The organism is Allobosea sp. AK1, from assembly GCF_006714945.1.
GTDB lineage: Bacteria > Pseudomonadota > Alphaproteobacteria > Rhizobiales > Beijerinckiaceae > Allobosea > Allobosea robiniae.
Genome location: NZ_VFMG01000001.1, coordinates 4122308 through 4141422, shown reverse-complemented (window position 1 = coordinate 4141422; position 19115 = coordinate 4122308). Strand labels below are relative to the sequence as shown.

General features: G+C 66.8%; 18 protein-coding genes. 8 read left to right on the top strand and 10 right to left on the bottom strand.

What is annotated here, in order from left to right; all coding sequences use genetic code 11:
• Positions 1-75: 75 nt before the first annotated feature.
• Positions 76-669, top strand: coding sequence for an NADPH-dependent FMN reductase (locus tag FHT98_RS19930; protein WP_142115036.1), 594 nt, complete (start codon positions 76-78; stop codon positions 667-669).
• Positions 670-765: 96 nt separating this feature from the next.
• Complete coding sequence (locus FHT98_RS19925; protein ID WP_142115035.1) at positions 766-1530, top strand: MBL fold metallo-hydrolase; 765 nt, start codon at positions 766-768, stop codon at positions 1528-1530.
• A gap of 131 nt (positions 1531-1661) precedes the next feature.
• Here FHT98_RS19925 and FHT98_RS19920 read toward each other — a convergent pair whose 3' ends face one another.
• From FHT98_RS19920 to otnK, 3 genes are read right to left on the bottom strand one after another with little or no spacing between them, the layout of a single operon-like run.
• A complete protein-coding gene (locus FHT98_RS19920) occupies positions 1662-3191 on the bottom strand; it encodes a malonate--CoA ligase (protein WP_142115034.1) in 1530 nt (509 codons plus the stop codon).
• Positions 3192-3220: 29 nt separating this feature from the next.
• A complete protein-coding gene (locus tag FHT98_RS19915) occupies positions 3221-4555 on the bottom strand; it encodes a malonyl-CoA decarboxylase (protein WP_142115033.1) in 1335 nt (444 codons plus the stop codon).
• Positions 4556-4614: 59 nt separating this feature from the next.
• A complete protein-coding gene (gene otnK, locus FHT98_RS19910; RefSeq protein WP_142115032.1) occupies positions 4615-5880 on the bottom strand; it encodes a 3-oxo-tetronate kinase in 1266 nt (421 codons plus the stop codon).
• A 303-nt stretch (positions 5881-6183) separates the two neighbouring features.
• On the opposite strand from otnK, the gene FHT98_RS19905 reads away from it, so the two are divergent.
• The 6 genes from FHT98_RS19905 to FHT98_RS19880 all read left to right on the top strand — a co-directional run bounded on the left by FHT98_RS19905 (position 6184) and on the right by FHT98_RS19880 (position 12773).
• The gene (locus tag FHT98_RS19905; RefSeq protein WP_142115031.1) at positions 6184-7689 is read left to right on the top strand and encodes an ABC transporter substrate-binding protein; all 1506 of its coding nucleotides are present in this window, start codon (positions 6184-6186) and stop codon (positions 7687-7689) included.
• Positions 7690-7716: 27 nt separating this feature from the next.
• A complete protein-coding gene (locus FHT98_RS19900) occupies positions 7717-8661 on the top strand; it encodes an ABC transporter permease (protein WP_142115030.1) in 945 nt (314 codons plus the stop codon).
• Positions 8661-9542, top strand: a complete 882-nt coding sequence (locus FHT98_RS19895; RefSeq protein WP_091855779.1) for an ABC transporter permease — start codon at positions 8661-8663, stop codon at positions 9540-9542. The genes FHT98_RS19900 and FHT98_RS19895 overlap by 1 nt, the downstream gene beginning before the upstream one ends.
• Before the next feature lie 17 nt (positions 9543-9559).
• Positions 9560-11359, top strand: a complete 1800-nt coding sequence (locus tag FHT98_RS19890) for a gamma-glutamyltransferase family protein (RefSeq protein WP_142115029.1) — start codon at positions 9560-9562, stop codon at positions 11357-11359.
• An 11-nt stretch (positions 11360-11370) separates the two neighbouring features.
• On the top strand, positions 11371-12099 hold the full coding sequence (locus FHT98_RS19885) for a DUF1028 domain-containing protein (RefSeq protein WP_113585939.1): 729 nt from the start codon (positions 11371-11373) through the stop codon (positions 12097-12099).
• Positions 12100-12182: 83 nt separating this feature from the next.
• Complete coding sequence (locus tag FHT98_RS19880) at positions 12183-12773, top strand: DUF2345 domain-containing protein (RefSeq protein ID WP_142115028.1); 591 nt, start codon at positions 12183-12185, stop codon at positions 12771-12773.
• Position 12774: 1 nt separating this feature from the next.
• Here FHT98_RS19880 and FHT98_RS19875 read toward each other — a convergent pair whose 3' ends face one another.
• From FHT98_RS19875 to FHT98_RS19845, 7 genes are all read right to left on the bottom strand, one after another.
• A complete protein-coding gene (locus tag FHT98_RS19875; RefSeq protein ID WP_142115027.1) occupies positions 12775-13896 on the bottom strand; it encodes an alanine racemase in 1122 nt (373 codons plus the stop codon).
• A complete protein-coding gene (locus FHT98_RS19870) occupies positions 13893-14351 on the bottom strand; it encodes a RidA family protein (RefSeq protein ID WP_061964568.1) in 459 nt (152 codons plus the stop codon). Before FHT98_RS19870 ends, FHT98_RS19875 begins: the two co-directional genes overlap by 4 nt.
• 47 nt (positions 14352-14398) lie before the next feature.
• A complete protein-coding gene (locus tag FHT98_RS19865) occupies positions 14399-14908 on the bottom strand; it encodes a GNAT family N-acetyltransferase (protein WP_142115026.1) in 510 nt (169 codons plus the stop codon).
• 6 nt (positions 14909-14914) lie between these two features.
• Positions 14915-16078: an amidohydrolase/deacetylase family metallohydrolase gene (locus FHT98_RS19860; RefSeq protein WP_113585936.1), complete on the bottom strand. Its 1164-nt coding sequence runs from the start codon at positions 16076-16078 to the stop codon at positions 14915-14917.
• 21 nt (positions 16079-16099) lie between these two features.
• Entirely contained in the window at positions 16100-17035 is a 936-nt protein-coding gene (locus tag FHT98_RS19855) for an N-carbamoyl-D-amino-acid hydrolase (RefSeq protein ID WP_142115025.1), read from the bottom strand.
• Positions 17036-17148: 113 nt separating this feature from the next.
• Entirely contained in the window at positions 17149-18003 is an 855-nt protein-coding gene (locus FHT98_RS19850) for an ABC transporter permease (RefSeq protein WP_244492723.1), read from the bottom strand.
• Positions 18004-18041: 38 nt separating this feature from the next.
• The gene (locus FHT98_RS19845) at positions 18042-18983 is read right to left on the bottom strand and encodes an ABC transporter permease (RefSeq protein WP_061964578.1); all 942 of its coding nucleotides are present in this window, start codon (positions 18981-18983) and stop codon (positions 18042-18044) included.
• Positions 18984-19115: the final 132 nt, after the last annotated feature.

Below are 19115 nucleotides of genomic sequence, written 5' to 3'. Positions count from 1 at the left end.
GGAAACGCCTCTTGACCTTAACCTTACTTGAGGTTCTATAAGCCCCGCTCCCGTGATGCAAACCGGAGCGTTTCCATGCACCAGAAGGTCGATACGCGGATCAGGCTCGCCCTGATCTATGGCAGCAGCCGCGAAGGCCGCTTCTGCGACAAGGTCGCCGGCTGGGCGATCTCCCAGATCGCGGGCGACGGTCCGTTCGACCTCGCGGTCGTCGACCCCGGCGAGATCGACCTGCCCCCGCGCCATGTCAGCGGCAAGCACCCAGCGCTTGAAGAGCTCAGGAGCATCATCGGCTGGGCCGACGGCTTCGTCGTAGTGACGCCGGAATACAACCGCGGCTATCCGGCGATCCTGAAGTTCCTGATCGACGCGGTCGGGCCGGAATGGCGCGGCAAGCCGGTCGGCTTCGTCTCCTATGGCGGGATATCGGGGGGCCTGCGCGCCGTCGAGCAGTTGCGCCTCGTCTTCGGGGAATTGCATGCCGCGCCGATCCGCGACGGCGTCGCCTTCGCCGATGTCTGGAGCCGCTTCGACGCCGAGGGCGCGCTGCTTCATGCCGACCGGGCCGAACAGGCGATGGCGACGATGCTGGCGCAACTCCACTGGTGGGCGAGCGCGCTGCGCAAGGCGCGCGAGAGCGTGCCCTACGGCCAGTTCGCTGCGGCCTGATACGTCACGCGAACGTGGAAAGAGCTTCACAAATCCGAACTGGTCTCACCGTGGCGGGATGCGGAACAATGCCCGCCCCTGGGACGAGGAACGGATATGAAGCTCAAACTTCTCCGCAACGCGACGCTGAAACTCGATTTCGGCGGCAGGACCTTCCTGATCGACCCCGATTTCGGGCCGCGACACAGCCGCCGCTCCTTCACCGGGCGGTCGCAGAACCCGATGGTCGACCTGCCCGAACCGATCGAGGATATCATCGCCGGCGTCGACACCGTGATCGTCTCGCATCTCCATGCCGACCATTTCGACGAGGTCGCCAAGGAGCGCATCCCGAAGAACCTGCCGATCATCTGCCGGCCCGGCGATGAGGCGGCGATCGCGCAGGCGGGCTTCTCCTCGATCACGGCGGTCGACTGCTATGTCAGGTTGGGACCGATCATCCTGAAGCGGCATGCGGCTCAGCACGGCACCGGTTCGGTCGTCGAGAAAATGGGGCCGGTGATGGGCCTGAGCTTCGAGGCGCCTGGCGAGCCGACGCTCTACTGGTGCGGCGACAGCGTGCTCTATCCGCCGCTGCGCGACGCCGCCACGGCGACGGGGCCCGACGTGATCGTCAGCCATTCCTGCGGGGCGATGTGGGACAACACGCTCATCGTGATGGATGACGAGCAGACGCTCGACCTCGCAGAGGCCTTCCCGCTCGCGACGATCATCGCGGCGCATATGGAGGCGCTCGACCACGCCACCGTCAGCCGCGCCGCCTTGCGCAAGGCGGCGAAGGCACGCGGCGTCGACACGCGACGCCTGCGCATCCCCGCCGATGGCGAGACGATCGAACTCGGCGTGCCGGCGCTGGTGTGAATCACCCCGCACATGCCGTCATCCCGGGCGACCGCAGGGAGACCCGGGATCCATTCCGGAACAGTTCAGGCATGGATCCCGGCTCTTCGCTTCGCTCCGGCCGGGATGACACGCGATGAAGGTAGAGGGGCTTACTCCCCCGCCTTCAATTGCTTGGCGTAGATATCCTTGTACTGCTCGCGCAGCAGGTTCTTCTGGACCTTGCCCATGGTGTTGCGCGGCAGCTCGGCGACGACGAAGACCTGCTTGGGCTGCTTGAACTTGGCGAGACGCTGCTCCAGCGCCGCGGCGATCGCCTTCGCGGTGATCTCGGCGCCGGGCTTGCAGACCACGCACGCGGTGACGCCCTCGCCGAAATCGGGATGCGGCACGCCGATGACGGCACTCTCGATCACGCCCGGCATCTCGTCGATCTCGGTCTCGACCTCCTTCGGATACACGTTGTAGCCGCCGGTGATGATCAGGTCCTTGCCGCGCCCGACGATATGGACGTAGCCGGCGGGATCGATCTTGCCGAGATCGCCGGTGATGAAGAAGCCGTCGGGGCGGAACTCGGCGGCCGTCTTCTCGGGATTGCGCCAGTAGCCCTTGAAGACGTTGGGACCCTTGACCTCGATCATGCCGATCTCGTCGCGGGCGATCTCCTTGCCGGTCTCGGGCTCGACGACACGCGCCGAGACTCCCGGCAGCGGAAAGCCGACCGTGCCCGCCACCCGATCGCCCTCATAGGGGTTCGAGGTGTTCATGTTGGTCTCGGTCATGCCGTAGCGCTCGAGGATGGCGTGGCCGGTGCGGTCGCGCCATTCACGATGCGTCTCGGCCAGCAACGGCGCCGAGCCGGAGACGAAGAGGCGCATATGCTTCGTCGCCTCCTTGCTGAGGCGGGCGTCCTGCAAGAGCCGGACATAGAAGGTCGGCACACCCATCATGCTCGTCGCCTGCGGCAGGTATTTGAAGACCTGTTCCGGATCGAACTTGGGCAGCAGGATCATCGAGGCGCCGGACAAGAGGATCACGTTCGTCGCGACGAAGAGGCCGTGGGTGTGGAAGATCGGCAGGGCATGAAGCAGCACGTCGCCCTTCGTGAAGCGCCAGTAGTCGACCAGCGCCAGCGCATTGGACGACAGGTTGTCGTGGCTCAGCATCGCGCCCTTGGAGCGGCCGGTCGTGCCGGAGGTGTAGAGGATCGCGGCAAGATCGTCCGGCCCGCGCGCGACATCGGCAAAATCGCCCGAAGCGGCGTTCGCTTTGTCGAGCAGGCTGCCATTGCCGATGCCGAGCGTCTCCAGCTTGGCGCCGGCCTTCTCGGCATAGGGGCGCAAGGGCTCGGCCTTGGCGGGATCGCAGACGAAGACCGCAGGCTCGGCGTCGCCCAGGAAATACTCGATCTCCGCCGGGGTATAGGCGGTGTTGAGCGGCAGGAAGATCGCGCCGGCCCGGACCGTGCCGAGATAGAGCATCAGCGCCTCGAAGCTCTTCTCCACCTGGACCGCCACGCGGTCGCCTGGCTTGACGCCGAGCCCGACCAGCGCATCGGCGAAGCGCGCGGAGGCCGCAACCATGTCGCCATAGGAGAAACGCCTGCCGTCATCGAGCAGAGCGAAGGGCGCGTCGGGCGCCGGCATGCGCGAGCGGATCAGGTCGAAGAGATGATTGCCCATGATTTCGGGTCCTTTCAGGCGTTTCCGTATCAGCTTGTGGCCGGGCGCAGCAGCTTGCGCACACTCGACGAGGCCACCACCGTGTTGCGGGTGGCGAAGGCCTCGTGATTGGTCTCGATGTCGTCGAGGTCATAGCGGTAATTGACCATCACGCCGTGCGACTCGCGCAGGCCTCGCGCAGAGAGATTGCCGCCGACATTGATGCGCTCCAGTCGCGCGCCATTGCCGAGATGGAAGCGCGCGACCGGATCGATCACGCGGCCAGACGCGGTGCGCGCCCGCAGCATGTACTGCGCCATCATCTGGCCGAGCAGCTTGTCGCGGCGCGCCCGTGTGGCCTCGTCGAGCGAAATCGTCTCGCCGGCCGGGCGGGCCAGTTCGGCGCGCTCTTCGTTGGTGAGAACGAGATCGCCCGGCTCTTCCGCAACACCGGCCAACCAGCGCGCGAAACCAGGCACCGGCGAGAGCGTGACGAAGGTGTCGAGCCCCGGCAGTTCGCGCTTGAGGTCCTCGGCCACCTGCTTGATCAGGAAATTACCGAAGGAGATGCCGCGCAGGCCCTCCTGGCAGTTCGAGATCGAATAGAACACCGCCGTCGTCGCCTGCTGCGCGGGGAGGACCTGGCGCTCCGGCTCCAGAACTTCGCCGATGCTGCGCGGGATATCGCCGGTCAGCGCGACCTCGACGAAGATCAGGGGGTCGTCGACGAGCTGCGGATGGAAGAAGGCGAAGCAGCGCCGGTCCGCCGGCTCCAGCCGGCGCCTCAAATCGTCCCAGCCCTGGATCTCATGGACCGCCTCGTAGCGGATGATCTTCTCCAGGACGTTGGCGGGCGTGCGCCAGTCGATCCGGCGCAGGACGAGAAAGCCTCGGTTGAACCAGGAGCCGAAGAGATGGCGAAAATCCTCGTCGATGCCCTTCAGCTCCGGCTCTGCGGCGATGGCCTCGAACAGGGCCTCGCGCATCCGCACCAGCACATGCGTGCCCTCGGGCGCGAGGTTCAGGCGACGGAACAGTTCCTGCCGGCGCGGCTCGGACGCCTGATGCAGGGCGGCGACGGTCGCCGGATAGGGCTTGGCGCGATAGGCCTCGATCGCCGCGTCGAGCCGCTCGTGATCGGGACCGAAGCGCTCCCGCAGCATGGTGAAGAAGGCGAGCCGGCCAGGCTTGTCGAGCCGCTGGAAGGCTTCCAGCACGGCCTGCGCCAGCGCCATGCCCGACGCCTCGCCGCGGCCGGAGAGCAGGTCCTCGCAGAGCTTGTCGATCGGGCGCGAGCGGTTGCCGAGGAAACGCTCGAAGCCGATCAGCGCGCGGCCGCGATCCGCCACGTTGGTCAGGAGTTCGCCGAGAAATGCCATATCCATGCCGGCTCCCAGTTCGGAAGGCTGATCCTATACGAGATTCAGCGCAGGCAAATCGGGCATCAGCGCAGCAGGCTCCAGGCCTTCAGGAAGAAGTCCGGCGTGCCGAAATTGCCGGATTTCAGCGCCACGACCATCTCCGGCCCGTCGACCACGCGCGTCCAGGGCACGCCGGGATCGATTTCAGGGCCGATTTCCAGCGTGCGGATGCCAAGGCCCAGCACGGTCGCGCCCGAGGTCTCGCCGCCCGCGACGAGAAGCCGCGTCACGCCGCCCTCGGCAAGCAGCCGCGCGACCTCGGCAAAGGCATGTTCGACGATGCTGCCGGCCCTCTCGCGGCCGAGCTTGTCCTGCACCGCCGCAACCTCGGCTGGATCATCGCTGGAATAGACGAGGAACGGCTTGTCGGCCGGCTGCGTCAGCGCCCAGGCGGCAAGGCCTTCCGCATTCTGGCTGCCATCGACCAGAGCGAAGGGATCGACCTTGAGTGCGGGATAGCCGGCCTCCAGCGCCGCCTTGATCTGGCCGCGCGTCGCAGTCGAGCAGCTGCCGGAGATGATGCCGGCACGGCCGGCCGGCGCCTTCAGCTCCACAGGGCCGGGCCGCTCCGGCAGCAGGCCGGCGCGGCGGAAATTCTGCGGCAGGCCCATCGCGATGCCGGAGCCTCCGGTCAGCAGGACATGCTCCGACACGGCGTGGCCGAGCGTCATCAGGTCCTCGTTGGTCAGGGCGTCGGTCACGGCATAGCGGACGCCGTCGGCCTGCAATTTGGCGAGGCGCGCCTTCACCGCGGCGGGGCCGGCGAGCACGGTGGCGTAGTCGACGAGGCCGACATCGGTCTTCGCCTGAACCGACATCAATCGCATCAGGTTCGAATCCCGCATCGGCGTCAGCGGGTGATCCTTCATCGAGCTTTCGTGGAGCGGCATCGCGCCGACGAAAAGATAGCCCTGATAGATCGAGCGGCCATTCGCGGGAAAAGCCGGGCAGACGATGGCGAGCTTCGCGCCGAGGCGCTCCGCCAGCGCATTCGCCACCGGCCCGATATTGCCTTCCGCCGTCGAATCGAAGGTCGAGCAGTATTTGAACAGGATCTGGCGCGCGCCGCCCTTCAGCAGCGCCTCGCAGGCGGCAAGCGAATCCGCGACGGCCTCCGCGACCGGGTTGGTCCGCGATTTCAGCGCGACGACGACGGCATCGGCCTCCGGCAGGGCGGAGCCGGCCGGGGGCACGCCGATGACCTGCACGGTCCGCATGCCCGCCCGGTTCAGCATCAGCGCGACATCGGTAGCGCCCGTCATATCGTCGGCGATCACGCCCAGCAGCATGCCCAATCTCCCCTGCCCGCGCGGGCCTTGCCTTGTCGAACGCCGTTCTAGCCTCTGCCGATGCAGGTGACGACCGCCATGGCCGCATCGTGCACGTCCGCCCCGGACATGGAACCCCGTTTCCCGGCGAAGCCGCGCCTGCCCATGGGACAGGCAAGGCTGCTTGCGAATTGATGCGGCGCATCATCGACGGCGCGCGCGATCTGAGTCAGGTTAGTGCCACAAGGAACGAATTGAGCAGGACGACCCGCTGATGACGCGGCGGGAACGTTCGCCGACAACGTCCGGAACGAGGGGAAAAAGATGAAGCTTTTGAAGGTTGCGATCTCGGCTGCCGCACTCGCGCTCGCGATAGTGCCGGCGCTGGCACAGGCCCCGTCGACCCTGCGGATCGGATTGCAGGAAGACCCCGACATGCTCGATCCGCACAAGGCGCGGACCTTCGTGGGCCGCATCGTCTTCATGGGGCTGTGCGACCGGCTGGTCGATATCACGCCGGAGCTGAAGCTGGTGCCGCGGCTGGCGACCGAATGGAACTTCTCCGCTGACGGCCTGACGCTGACGATGAAGCTGCGCAGCGATGCGAAATTCCACGATGGCGAGGCCTTCAACGCCGAGGCCGCCAAGGCCAATCTCGAGCGTGCCCGCACCCTGCCCGATTCGCTGCGCAAGGCCGAACTCGCCTCGGTCGACACCATCGAGGCGCCCGACGCCACGACGCTGGTGCTGAAGCTCAAGCGCCCGGACGCCACGCTGCTCTCGCAGCTCACCGACCGCGCCGGCATGATGCTCTCGCCCAAGAGCCTTTCCGGCGACGTCGCGGCCAAGCCGATCTGTTCCGGCCCCTATAAATTCGTCGAGCGCGTCCAGAACGACCGGATCGTGCTGGAGAAGTTCAAGGAGCATTGGGAGGCCGACAAATACAGCTTCGACCGCATCCTCTATCGCTCGATCCCGGACACGACGGTCCGCCTCGCCAATCTGCGCTCGGGCGAGCTCGACATGCTGGAGCGGCTGGCCCCCACCGACGTGAAATCGGCTCAATCGGACAAGTCCCTCAAGGTCGAGAGCGTCGCCAATCTCGGCTACCAGGGCATCACCATCAACACCAACAACGGCGAGGCTGCCAACCAGCCGATGGGCAAGGACAAGCGCGTGCGTCAGGCACTCTCGCTGTCGATCGACCGCAAGGTACTGAGCCAGGTCGTGTTCGAGGGGCTCTATGCGCCATCGAACCAGCCCTTCAACCCCGGCAATTTCTACGTCAGCGCCGATCTGCCGATTCCGGCCCGCGACCTCGCCAAGGCGAAGGCGCTGCTCAAGGAGGCCGGGCAATCCAAGGTCTCCGTCGAGCTCTTCGTCACCAACAACCCGGTCGACGCCCAGCTCGGGCAGGTGATCCAGGCGATGGCGCAGGAAGCCGGCATCGACATCCAGATCCGCTCGACCGAATTCGCCAGCCAGCTGCGCGACCAGCAGCAGGGCAAGTTCCAGATGAGCCGCGTCGGCTGGTCCGGCCGCATCGACCCCGACGGCAACATCCACCCCTTCGCCCATTCCAAGGGCAACCAGAACGACGGCAAATACGCCAATCCGGAAGTCGACAAGCTGCTCGACGAGGCCCGCACGATCTATGAGCCGGCCGAGCGCAAGAAGCGCTACGACGCCGCGCAGAAGATCCTGCAGGACGAATTGCCGATCATCTATCTCTACAACCAGACGGTATTCTTCGCGATGCGCTCCAATATCCAGGGCTTCGCGATCAATCCGGACGGGATGATCCGGCTGGCCGGGCTGAAGCGCTCGTGAGGGCGCTCATGCCGTGACGGGTGGCCCATGGCCACGCTCATCCTCCGCCGCATCCTGATCGCGATACCGACGCTCTTCCTGGTATCGCTCTTCGTCTTCGCCCTGCAGCGCGCGCTGCCGGGCGACCCTTTCCTCGTCATCGCCGGGGAGGAGCGCGACCCCGAGGTGATCGCGCGGCTGCGCGAGATCTACCGCCTGGACGATCCCGTGATCGTCCAGTTCTTCGCCTGGCTGGGGCAGGTCGTGCAGGGCGATTTCGGCCGCTCGCTGCGCACCGGCGAGCCGGTGCTCGGGCTGATCCTGCAGAAGCTGCCGGTGACGATCCAGCTCGCCACGGCCTCGATCCTCGTCGCGATCGTCATCGGCATTCCGATCGGCATCCTCGCGGCGCGGCACAAGGGCACGGTCGTCGACTACTCCGCCAGCGCGGTTGCGCTGTCCGGGCTGTCGATCCCGAATTTCTGGTTCGGGATCATGCTGATCCTGCTTGTCTCGGTGCACCTGAAATGGCTGCCAGCCTCGGGCTATGAATCGATCTTCGTCCATCCCTGGGAGGCGATCCAGCGGCTGATCATGCCGGCCTTCGTGCTGGGCAACGGGCTCGCGGCCTTCCTGATGCGCCATACCCGCTCGGCGATGCTGGAGGTGCTGCGCTCGGACTATGTCCGCACCGCCCGCGCCAAGGGGCTCGACGAGGATACCGTCATCCACCGCCACGCCCTGCGCAACGCGCTGATGCCGATCATCACGCTGACCACCTTGCTCTTCGGCGAGTTGCTGGCGGGCGCGGTGCTGACCGAGCAGGTCTTCACCATTCCCGGCTTCGGCAAGCTGATCGTCGATGCCGTGTTCAACCGCGACTACGGCGTGGTGCAGGGCGTGGTGCTGTGCACGGCCATCGGCTTCATCCTGATGAACCTCATCGCCGATATCCTCTACGTCGTCGTCAACCCGCGCCTGAGGACCGGCTGATGGCATCGCTCGATTCCATCTCCTCGACCGGCGCCGCGAGCGGCGTCAGCGCCCGCCCCGGCGTGCTTTCCCGATTGATCCGCAACAAGTCGGCCCTGATCGGCGGCAGCATCGTGCTGGCCTTCCTGCTGATGGCGGTGCTCGCGCCGGTGCTCCCCCTGGCCGATCCGTTCAAGTCGAACTTCCTCGCCATCCGCAAGCCGCCCTCGGAACTCTACTGGTTCGGCACGGACGAACTCGGCCGCGACCAGGTCACGCGGCTGTTCTACGGCGCGCAGGCTTCGCTCCTCGCCGGCATCGTCTCGGTGCTGATCGCGGTCGCGATCGGCCTGCCCTTCGGGCTGCTGGCGGGCTGGTATGGCGGCTGGATCGACATCGTGATCTCGCGCGTCACCGAGGCCCTGCTCGCCTGCCCGTTCCTGATCCTCGCCATCGCCTTCGCGGCGGTGCTCGGCCCGTCCTTGACCAACGCGATGATCGCGATCGGGCTCTCGGCGGTGCCGATCTTCATCCGGCTGATCCGCGGCCAGGTGATGAGCGTCAAGGCGGAGGATTTCGTCGAGGGGGCACGGGCGGTCGGCGCCCGCGACCTCCGGCTGATGTTCCGCCATGTCCTGCCCAACACCCTGTCCCCCATCGTGGTGCAGTCGACATTGTTCATGGCGCAGGCGATCATCCTGGAAGCAGCCCTCTCCTTCCTCGGCCTCGGCCAGCAGCCGCCGTCACCCTCCTGGGGCCAGATGCTCAACGTCGCCAAGAACTTCATGGAGCAGGCGCCGTGGATGTCGGTGGCGCCGGGCATCTGCATCTTCCTTGCCGTGCTCGGCTTCAACCTGCTCGGCGACGGCCTGCGCGACGCGCTCGATCCAAAAGAAAACTAGGCTTCAGGGATACGCCCATGTTCACCACCCGCCCCGAAATCCTCGGCACGTTCGGCGTCGTCACCTCGACGCACTGGCTTGCCACCGCATCCGGCATGGCGATGCTGGAAAAGGGCGGCAACGCCTTCGATGCCTGCGCCGCCGCCGCCTTCGTGCTGCAAGTCGTAGAGCCGCATCTTGTCGGCCCGGCCGGCGACATGCCCGCCGTGTTCTATTCGGCCGAAACCGGGAAGGTCGAGACGCTCTGCGCGCAAGGACCGGCCCCGCAGGCCGCCACCATCGCGGCCTACAAGGCGCTCGGCCTCGACCTCATCCCCGGCTCCGGCCTGCTCGCCACCGTCATCCCGGGTGCCTTCGGCGGCTGGATGACGCTGCTGCGCGACCATGGCCGATTGAAGCTGCGCGACGTTCTCGAACCCGCGATCGGCTATTTCGAGAACGGCCACCCGATGCTGCCGCGCGTCTCGGATTCGATCCGGGAATTGACCGACCTCTTCACCAACGAATGGACGACCTCGGGAGAGGTATATCTGCCCGGCGGGCATGTGCCGGAAGCCCGGAAGCTCTTCGCCAACAAGGCGGCGGCCGAGACCTACAAGCGCATCCTCGCCGAGGCGGAGGCCAAGGGCAGCGACCGGCAGGAGCAGATCCAGGGCGCCTATGACGCCTGGTACAAGGGCTTCGTCGCCGAGGCGATGGACCGCTTCTGCCGCACGCAGGAGGTGATGGATTCCTCCGGCCGGCGCAACAAGGGCCTGCTGACCGCGCAGGACATGGCGAACTACAAGCCGACCTACGAGACGCCGACCTCGGTCAGCTATCACGACTGGGAGGTCTTCAAGATCGGCCCCTGGGGCCAGGGCCCGGCCTTCCTGCAGACGCTGAAGATTCTCGAAGGCGTCGACCTCGCCGGGATGGGACCGGCGAGCCCGGACTTCGTGCATCACGTCGTTGAGGCGATGAAGCTCGCCTTCGCCGATCGCGAGGCCTATTACGGCGACCCGGATTTCGTGAAGGTGCCGCTGGCGACGCTGCTCTCCGAGGACTACGCGGCCGGGCGACGCGGGCTGATCGGCGAGCGGGCCTCGCTGGAGCTGCGTCCGGGCATCGTCTCCGGCTACGAGGCGCAGGTCGCGCACGCGATGAAGGCGCTCAGTGCCATCGCCCAGCCGACCCAGGGCGGCGCCAGCGTCGGCGAGCCGACCATGGCCTCGATGGTCGCCGCCGGCCGCAAGGGCGATACCGTCCATATCGACGTCATCGACAAATGGGGCAACATGATCGCCGCGACGCCTTCGGGCGGCTGGCTGCAATCCTCGCCGGTGATCCCAGAGCTCGGCTTCCCGCTGAATTCGCGCGCCCAGATGTTCTGGCTGGAAGAGGGGCTGCCCGCCTCGCTCGCGCCGGGCAAGCGGCCGCGCACGACGCTGACGCCGACGATCGCCTTCGAGAACGGACGCCCGCGTCTCGCCTTCGGCACGCCGGGCGGCGACCAGCAGGAGCAGTGGCAGCTCGGCCTGTTCCTGCGCCGGGTCCATCACGGCCTCAACCTGCAGGAGGCGATCGACCTGCCGCTGTTCCATACGCAGCATTTCCCCTCCTCCTTCTATCCGCGCTCGTCGCGGCCCGGCCATCTGATGATCGAGGAGAGCATCGGCACTGCGGCACTCGCCGAGCTCGAGCGCCGTGGCCACGCGGTCGAGAAGGCGCCCGCCTGGACGGTCGGACGCCTGACGGCGGCAGAACGCGGCGATGACGGCCTCTTGCGCGCCGCCGCGACGCCGCGTCTGATGCAGGCCTACGCCGCCGGCCGCTGAGGGATAACCGCATGACCTGGTCCATCGTCGCCCGCGACGCCGCGACTGGCGCCTATGGCGTCGCCGTCTCGACCTGTGCCTTCGCCGTCGGCGCCCGCGTGCCCTATGGCGGCGGGCGCATCGGCGCGATCGCGACACAAGCCTTCGTCAATCCGCTCTACGGGGTGGACGGCCTCAGGCTGCTGCAGGAAGGCCGCTCGGCGGTCGAGATCATCGCGACGCTGACGGCGGCCGACGAGGGCCGCGCCCATCGCCAGCTCCATGTCATCGACCGCGACGGCAAGATCGCGTCGCATACGGGCGCTGCCTGCATTGACTGGTGCGGCGCCGTCGACGGGCCGCAGGTCTCGGTCGCCGGCAACATGCTCGCCGGGCCTGAGGTCGTGCAGGAGACCCTGAAGGTCTATATCGCCTCCTCGGCGCTCGATTTCGACGAGCGCCTTCTCGTGGCGCTGGAAGCCGGCGAGAAGGCCGGCGGCGACAAGCGCGGCAAGCAGTCCGCTGCGATCCGCATCTGGGCCGGTGAACCGGTGCCGAGCATCGATATCCGCGTCGACGACCACACGGACCCGCTGAAGGAGCTGCGGCGGCTCTGGCGCGTGGCGCATCAGCGCTCGGTGCCGTTCCAGCAGGCCTCGCCCTCGCGCGGGCGCCCCGCCGGTGTCACCGACCGGACCGAGCTCGATCGTCTCTGCACGGAATATGCGGCTGCCTGGAACGCCCGGCACCCGGAAAGCTGACCGGCCAAATGCATTCTCGCCGCGCTTGGCCCGTGATAGGGTGACGCTTCGTCATCCTGCCATGCCGACGAGCGGGGAATGCGATGGCCGATCCGAACACCGAAGTCCTCCAGAAGCGCATCGCCACTCTGGAGGCGCAGGTCTCAGCCCTGCTCCAGGCGATATCGGCGGATCGCGGCGGCAATGTCGTGATCAACGCGCCGGGCTCGCTGACCATCAATTGCGGGATGGGCATTGCGCTCACCGCGGGCAGCGTGATGACGCTGACCGCGGGCGCCAACCTCGCCGTGACCGCAGGCGCCAACGCCACCATGGTCGTCGGCAACCGCCTGCGCGTCAGCAGCGGTCATGAAGCCTCGTTCGAAACCCGGAGCTTCAACGTCGCTGCGGCAGTGGGCTGCGATATCGACAGCGGGCAGAACTGCACCATCACGGCCGGCAAGGAGATGGCCATGAGCGTCGGAGCGGGCATGGCCGTCCATGTCGGCAAGGCGCTCGCGATCGAAAGCGCCGATGCCGCCACGCTCAAGAGCGGCGATGCCAGGCTGGACATGAAGAAGGATGGCAGCATCGAATTGCAGGGGCGCGATATCGCCCTCAAGGCTTCCGGACGCATTGAGGCCAAGGCGTCCGGCAATGTCACGATCAAGGGATCGAAGATCCTGCAGAACTGACTCAGGTCAGCTTGCCCCGCGCCGCGACCGGCAGTTCCCCGATCAGCTTGTCGCCGCGCACGGTGATCAGGCGATCGACCATGTTGACGACGACGCAGACATGGTTCGGCACGACGCGGACAACCTCGCCGACGAGCGGGCGCTTGTTCGAGGCGGAGAGGTCGAGGAAACCGTGCTCCTCGGCGAACTGCGCGATCCGTGCCGCCGGGTATTCGAGGATATAGCCGTGGCCGTCGAGATTGCCCTTGTCGCTGGTCAGCGTCTTCGAGCCTGAATCGAGGATGCCGCGCTCCGGACCTGCCCGGCTCACCACCGTCGCGTAGACGGTGAGCGCGCAATCATCGAGCGTGGCGACGCCGGCCGCGATCTGCATGCGATCGTTGAAGATCGAGGTGCCCGAGCGATGCTCTGTCGAGCCCTTCAGCTTGCCCATGTTGGGGATGTTCGGCGAGCCGCCGGTCGAGACGATATCGGCCTTGAGGCCGGCATCGCGCAGGCCGGCATTGACCGTGTCGAGGAAGGCTTGCGTCCGCTCCCAGCCATCCTCCGGCGGGTACATCAGCAAGCCGGCGAAGCGCAGGCCGGGCGAGGCCGCGACCATCTTCGCCAGCTCGATCGCCTCGTTCGGCGTCTCGACGCCGGCGCGCTTGCGGCCGGTATCGCATTCGATGACCACTTCCAGATCGCGGCCCGCGATCTCGCCGGCCCGCGGCAGGCCGGAGATGGTGACGGGGTTGTCGGCGGCGACGATCATCCGGACGCGTCTTTGCAGGGCCCCCAGACGCCCCAGCTTTTCTTCGCCGATGATGTTGTAGCTGATCAGGATGTCGTCGATGCCGCCATCCGCCATCACCTCGGCCTCGCCGAGCTTCTGGCAGGTGATGCCCCGCGCGCCCGCCTCGATCTGGAGTCGCGCCAGCTCGGGCGATTTATGCGTCTTGATATGCGGGCGATTGGCGACGCCGGCAGCGTCGCAGGCCGCCTGGAGGCGGGCGATATTGGCATCGACCTTGTCGAGATCGATCACCACGGCGGGCGTGCCGTAGACGCGGGCGATCTCGGCCGCGAGCGGGGTGGCGGCCGGCTGGTCGACGGCCTTGGAGGTGGTCGCGGTCACGGTCATGGCAGCACCTTGATGATGACTTCGATCTCGACGGTCATGTTGTTGGGCAGCGAGCCCATGCCGACGGCCGAGCGGGCGTGGCGGCCGCGGTCGCCGAGCACGGCGACGAACAGGTCCGAGCAGCCATTGATGACCTTGGGTTGATCGGCGAAATCCGGGACCGCATTGACCATGCCGAGCAGCTTGACCACCTCGACCTTGTCGAGCGAGCCGACCGCCTTCTTCATCGCTGCGAGCAGGCCGAGGCCGGTCTGGCGCGCGTGCTGGTAGGCTTCCTCGATCGTGACGTCCTTGCCGACCTTGCCGGTCGGATAGGTGCCGTCAGCCCGCTTCGGACCCTGGCCCGAGAGATAGACCAGATCACCGACCTGCTTGAAGCTGACATAGGTCGCGACCGGCGTCGGCACGTCCGGCAGGGTCAGCCCCAGTTCCTTCAGCCTGTCTTCGGCGCTCATGGCGTTTCTCTCCTCACGTCGGTCTTTTCTCGCCGATGCCTGTCGCATCAGCCGTTGATATCGCGGCGCATATAGCGGGCCGCATCGTCATAGCTCGCAAGCTTGCGATCAAGCGCGGGCTCATGCACCTCGCGAAAACCCTGCCGGCGCCAGAAGCCGGTCGAATCGTTGACCGCGACCAGCGCCAGGCTCGTATAGCCGGCTCCGGCGGCATGACGGGCGATCGCGGCGACGATCGCTCCCGCCGCGCCGGCGCCGCGCCCTGCCGGCAGCAGCGCGAGGTCGTGAAGATACCAGTTGGCGACGCCAGGCGGGATGCCTCCCAGCAGGGAATTCAGGGCCGGGACGGCGCCGGCCGGCCAGGGATGGCTGACGAGATAGCCCTGTAACGCCCCGCCTTCACCGGACAGCACATGACACCCCTCGGGCGCCAGTTTCAGCCGCTCGGCGAAGACCGCCTCGTCCTCGGGATAGTCCGGATGCACGACGGCCGCGATCGCCATCACGGCCGGCAGGTCGGCCGGCGCCATGCGGCGCCAGCCCGTTTCGCGTGACATGGAAGCCTACGCCGCGACCTTCGGGAACTTGCCGGTCCGCTTCGGGTGCCACCACTTGCCCTTGAGCACGACACCCTCGGAGACGAACTTCCTGTCGCCGATCAGGTGCTCGCCGACGACGTCGACATAGTCGAACTTGCCTTCCTTCACGGTCAGGATCGTCGCGTCGCCGAGCGAGCCGACCTTGAGGGAGCCGTATTCCGGGCGCTTCAGCGCCATGGCGGCGTTCACCGTCGAGGCGGCGATGACGTTGCTCAGGCTCATGCCCATGCAGAGGAACTTCGACATCGTGGTGACCTGGTCGAAGGCCGGGCCGTCGATGCAGAGCTTGTGCACGTCGGACGAGATCACGTCCGGCTCGAAGCCGTTGGCCAGCATGGCGCGGGTGGTCTTGAAGGAGAACGACCCCTTGCCGTGGCCGATATCGAAGATGACGCCGCGCTTCCGGGCGGCGAGCACTTCGGGCTTCACCGTGCCCTGCGCGGTCGCAGGCGCGTTCGGGAACGGGCGGAAGGCGTGGGTCAGCACGTCGCCCGGCCGGAGCATGCCGATGACTTCCTCATAGGACGGCGGCGGATGGTCGATATGGCACATCAGGGGCATCCCGACCTCGTCGGCGACCTGCAGCGCGATGTTCAGCGGCTTGGTGCCCTGGTCGCCCGAGGCATGCAGGCCGACGCGGACCTTGATGCCGACGATGTAGTCGCGGTTCTCGTCGGCGACCTTGGCGCAGTCGATCGGGTTCATCATGCGCATATCGCCGCTCTCGCCGACCATGACGCGATGGTCGAAGCCGTAGATGCCGGCATGCGAGACATGGAGATAGGCGAGGATGCGGGCCTGGCTCGGCTCGATGACGTGCTTGCGGAAGCCGGCCCAGTTGCCGGGGCCGGCCGAGCCGGTATCGACCGAGGTGGTGACGCCGGAAACGCGGCAGAATTCGTCCGCATCGATGCCGAGCGAGGTGCCGCCCCAGTAGACATGGGTGTGCAGGTCGATCAGGCCGGGCGAGACGATATAGCCGGAGACGTCGCGGATTTCCTTGGCGCCCTTCAGGTCCTTGCCGAAGCCGGAGACCTTGCCGTCCGTGAAGGCGACATCGAGGATGCCGTCATGCTTCTGGGAGGGGTCGATGACGCGGCCGCCCTTCAGGATGAGATCGTGGGTCATGTCTAGTCCTCTGGATACGGATCAAACCGGGGAGACGGCGCCTTTGCGCTCGACGATCAGGCCGTAGGCCTGGGGCTCGCGATGCCTGGCGAAATTGAAGGTCGAGGTCTTGTAGCTCTTGCCGAGATCCATGTCGCAGCGGGCGACGATGAGCTCGTCATCCTCGGTCACGGCCTGGGCCACGACCTCTCCGGTCGGCGCGATGATGCAGGAGCCGCCGATCTGGTCGACGCCGGCCTCCAGCCCCGCCTTGGCGACGCCGACGACCCAGGTGGCATTCTGGTAGGCGCCGGCCTGCATCACGAGCTGATTGTGGAAATTGCCGAGCCGGTCATGGTCCGGGGCCGGCGGGTTGTGCTTGGGGGTGTTGTAGCCCAGCACGATCAACTCGACGTCCTGCAGGCCCATCGAGCGATAGCTCTCCGGCCAGCGGCGGTCGTTGCAGATCATCATGCCGATATTGGCGTCCATCGTCCGCCAGACCGGCCAGCCGAGCTCGCCTGTCTCGAAATAACGCTTCTCCAGGTTCTGGAAGGGTGCGGCGGGGCGGTGCTCGGGATGGCCGGGCAGATGGATCTTGCGGTACTTGCCGACGATCGCGCCCGATTTGTCGACGAGGATCGCGGTGTTGAAGCGGCGCTTGCGACCCTGCTCGAAGGCCAGTTCGCAATACCCGAGATGGAAACCGACGCCGAGGCGCTTGCTCTCCTCGAAGAGCGGCGCGGTCTCGTTCGAGGGCATCGCGCTTTCGAAATGGCTGTCGATCTCGGCTTCGCCGTCGATCCACCAATGCGGGAAGAAGGCGGTGAGCGCGGCCTCGGGATAAACCACCAGATCGGCACCGTGGCTCTTGGCCTGCCGCATGAGTTCGATCATGCGGGCAACCGCCGAAGCCCGGCTCTCATCGCGCTGGATGGGACCGAGCTGGGCGGCGGCGACGGTGAGGATGCGGGTCACGTCAGAGGCTCCGGATGAAGATCACCCTTTAGGGCAAGGCTTCGATGTGCTGAGCCGGCGCGTCAAGCGCCGGCAATGCGGGGCGTGGGTTGTCCCAGCTGCGGGGCAGGCTCTCAGAGCGTCTTGGCGAGCCTTGGATCGAGCGAGTCGCGCAGGCCGTCGCCAAGCATGTTCACCGCGAGCACGGTGATCGAGAGGAACACGGCCGGGAACAGGATGATATGCGGCCGGACCTGCCAGAGGGCGCGGCCCTCAGCCATGATGTTGCCCCAGGACGGCGTCGCCGGCGGCACGCCGGCGCCGATGAAGGACAGGATCGCCTCGACGATCATGGCGCTGGCGCAGATATAGGTCGCCTGCACGCTCATCGGCGCGAAGGTGTTGGGCAGGATGTGGCGGAAGATGATGCGCGGTACCCGCGCGCCATTGGCCACGGCCGCCTCGACATAGGGCTGCTCGCGCAGCGACAGCACGACGCCGCGCACGAGCCGCGCCACGCGCGGGATCTCGGCGACGGTGATGGCGATGATGACGTTCTGAACCGAGCCGCGGGTCAGCGCCATCAGGGCGATGGCGAGCAGGATCGGCGGGATCGACATCATGCCGTCGATGATGCGCATGATGATGCCGTCGGACCAGCGGACGAAGCCGGCGAAGAGGCCGATGGTGAGCCCGACGATCGAGGACAGGATCGCGACGCTGAAGCCGACGAGCAGCGAGACGCGGGCGCCATAGACGACGCGCGAATAGATGTCGCGGCCGAGCATGTCGGTGCCGAACCAGTAGAGCTCGGAGGGCACGCGGGTACGCCTCGACGGCGCGATCGCGGTCGGGTCGACGGTGCCGAGCAGCGGCGCGAAGATGCCGATCAGCGCCATCAGGATGAGGAGCCCGCCGCCGATGGCGACGGAAGGGTGCCGGCGCAGATAGCGACGGAAGCGGGCGGCGCGGCCGAGTTCGGCCTGCACCGCTTCAGCGGCAGGAGCCGCGGTGAGCGATGGAGCGGTCAATAGCGGATCCTCGGGTCGACGAGGGTGTAGGTCAGGTCGATCAGCAGGTTCACCAGCACGTAGACCAGGCTGAACATCAGCACGACGCCCTGGATGACGGGGTAGTCACGGCGCAGGATCGCGTCGACGGTGAGCCGGCCGAGGCCGGGGATGGCGAAGACGCTCTCGGTCACGACAGCGCCGCCGATCAGGAGCGCGATGCCGATGCCGATGATCGTGACGATCGGCACGGCCGCGTTCTTCAGCGAATGCAGGAAGAGAACGTCCTTCTGCGCCACGCCCTTGGCCTGGGCGGTGCGGACATAGTCCTGCTGGAGAACATCCAGCATCGTGGCGCGGGTGATGCGCGCGATCAGCGCGACATAGACCAGCCCCAGCGTCACCGTCGGCAGGATGAGATTCCGGAGCCAGGGCCAGAAGCCCTGCGAGATCGGCGTGTAGCCCTGCACCGGCAGCCAGTCGAGCTTGAGCGCGAAAAGATAGGCGAGGAGATAACCGACGACGAAGACCGGCACGGAGAAGCCCAGCACCGCAAAGCCCATCGCCGCCTTGTCGACCCAGCTGCCCGCCTTCCAGGCCGCGACCACGCCCATCGGGACGGCGATCACGACGGCGAAGATCAACGTCAGCACCATCAGGGAGAGCGTCGGCTCGATGCGCTGGGCGATGAGCTGCGTCACCGGCAGGTTGGTGAAGATCGAGGTGCCCAGATCGCCCTGGATCACGCGGAACGACCATTCGGCGAAGCGCACGAGATAGGGGCGGTCCAGGCCCAGGCTGGCGCGGATGCGCTCGACATCGGCAGGGGACGCCTGGTCACCCGCGATGATGGCGGCGGGATCGCCCGGCGCGATGTAGAGCAGCGAAAAGACGAACAGCGCCACGAAGGCCATCACCGGGATGGTCGTGACAATGCGTCTGACGACGAAAGCAAGCATAAGGCAGTCGGACCTCGTTCACAGCGGTACCAGGGATCGCGGCCCGGACTTCTTCCGGGTCGCGACGAAGCAAGGCAACAGAGCCGGACGGCTCCGGAAGCGCGGAGCGGCAAAGCCGATCCGCGCGGGGCT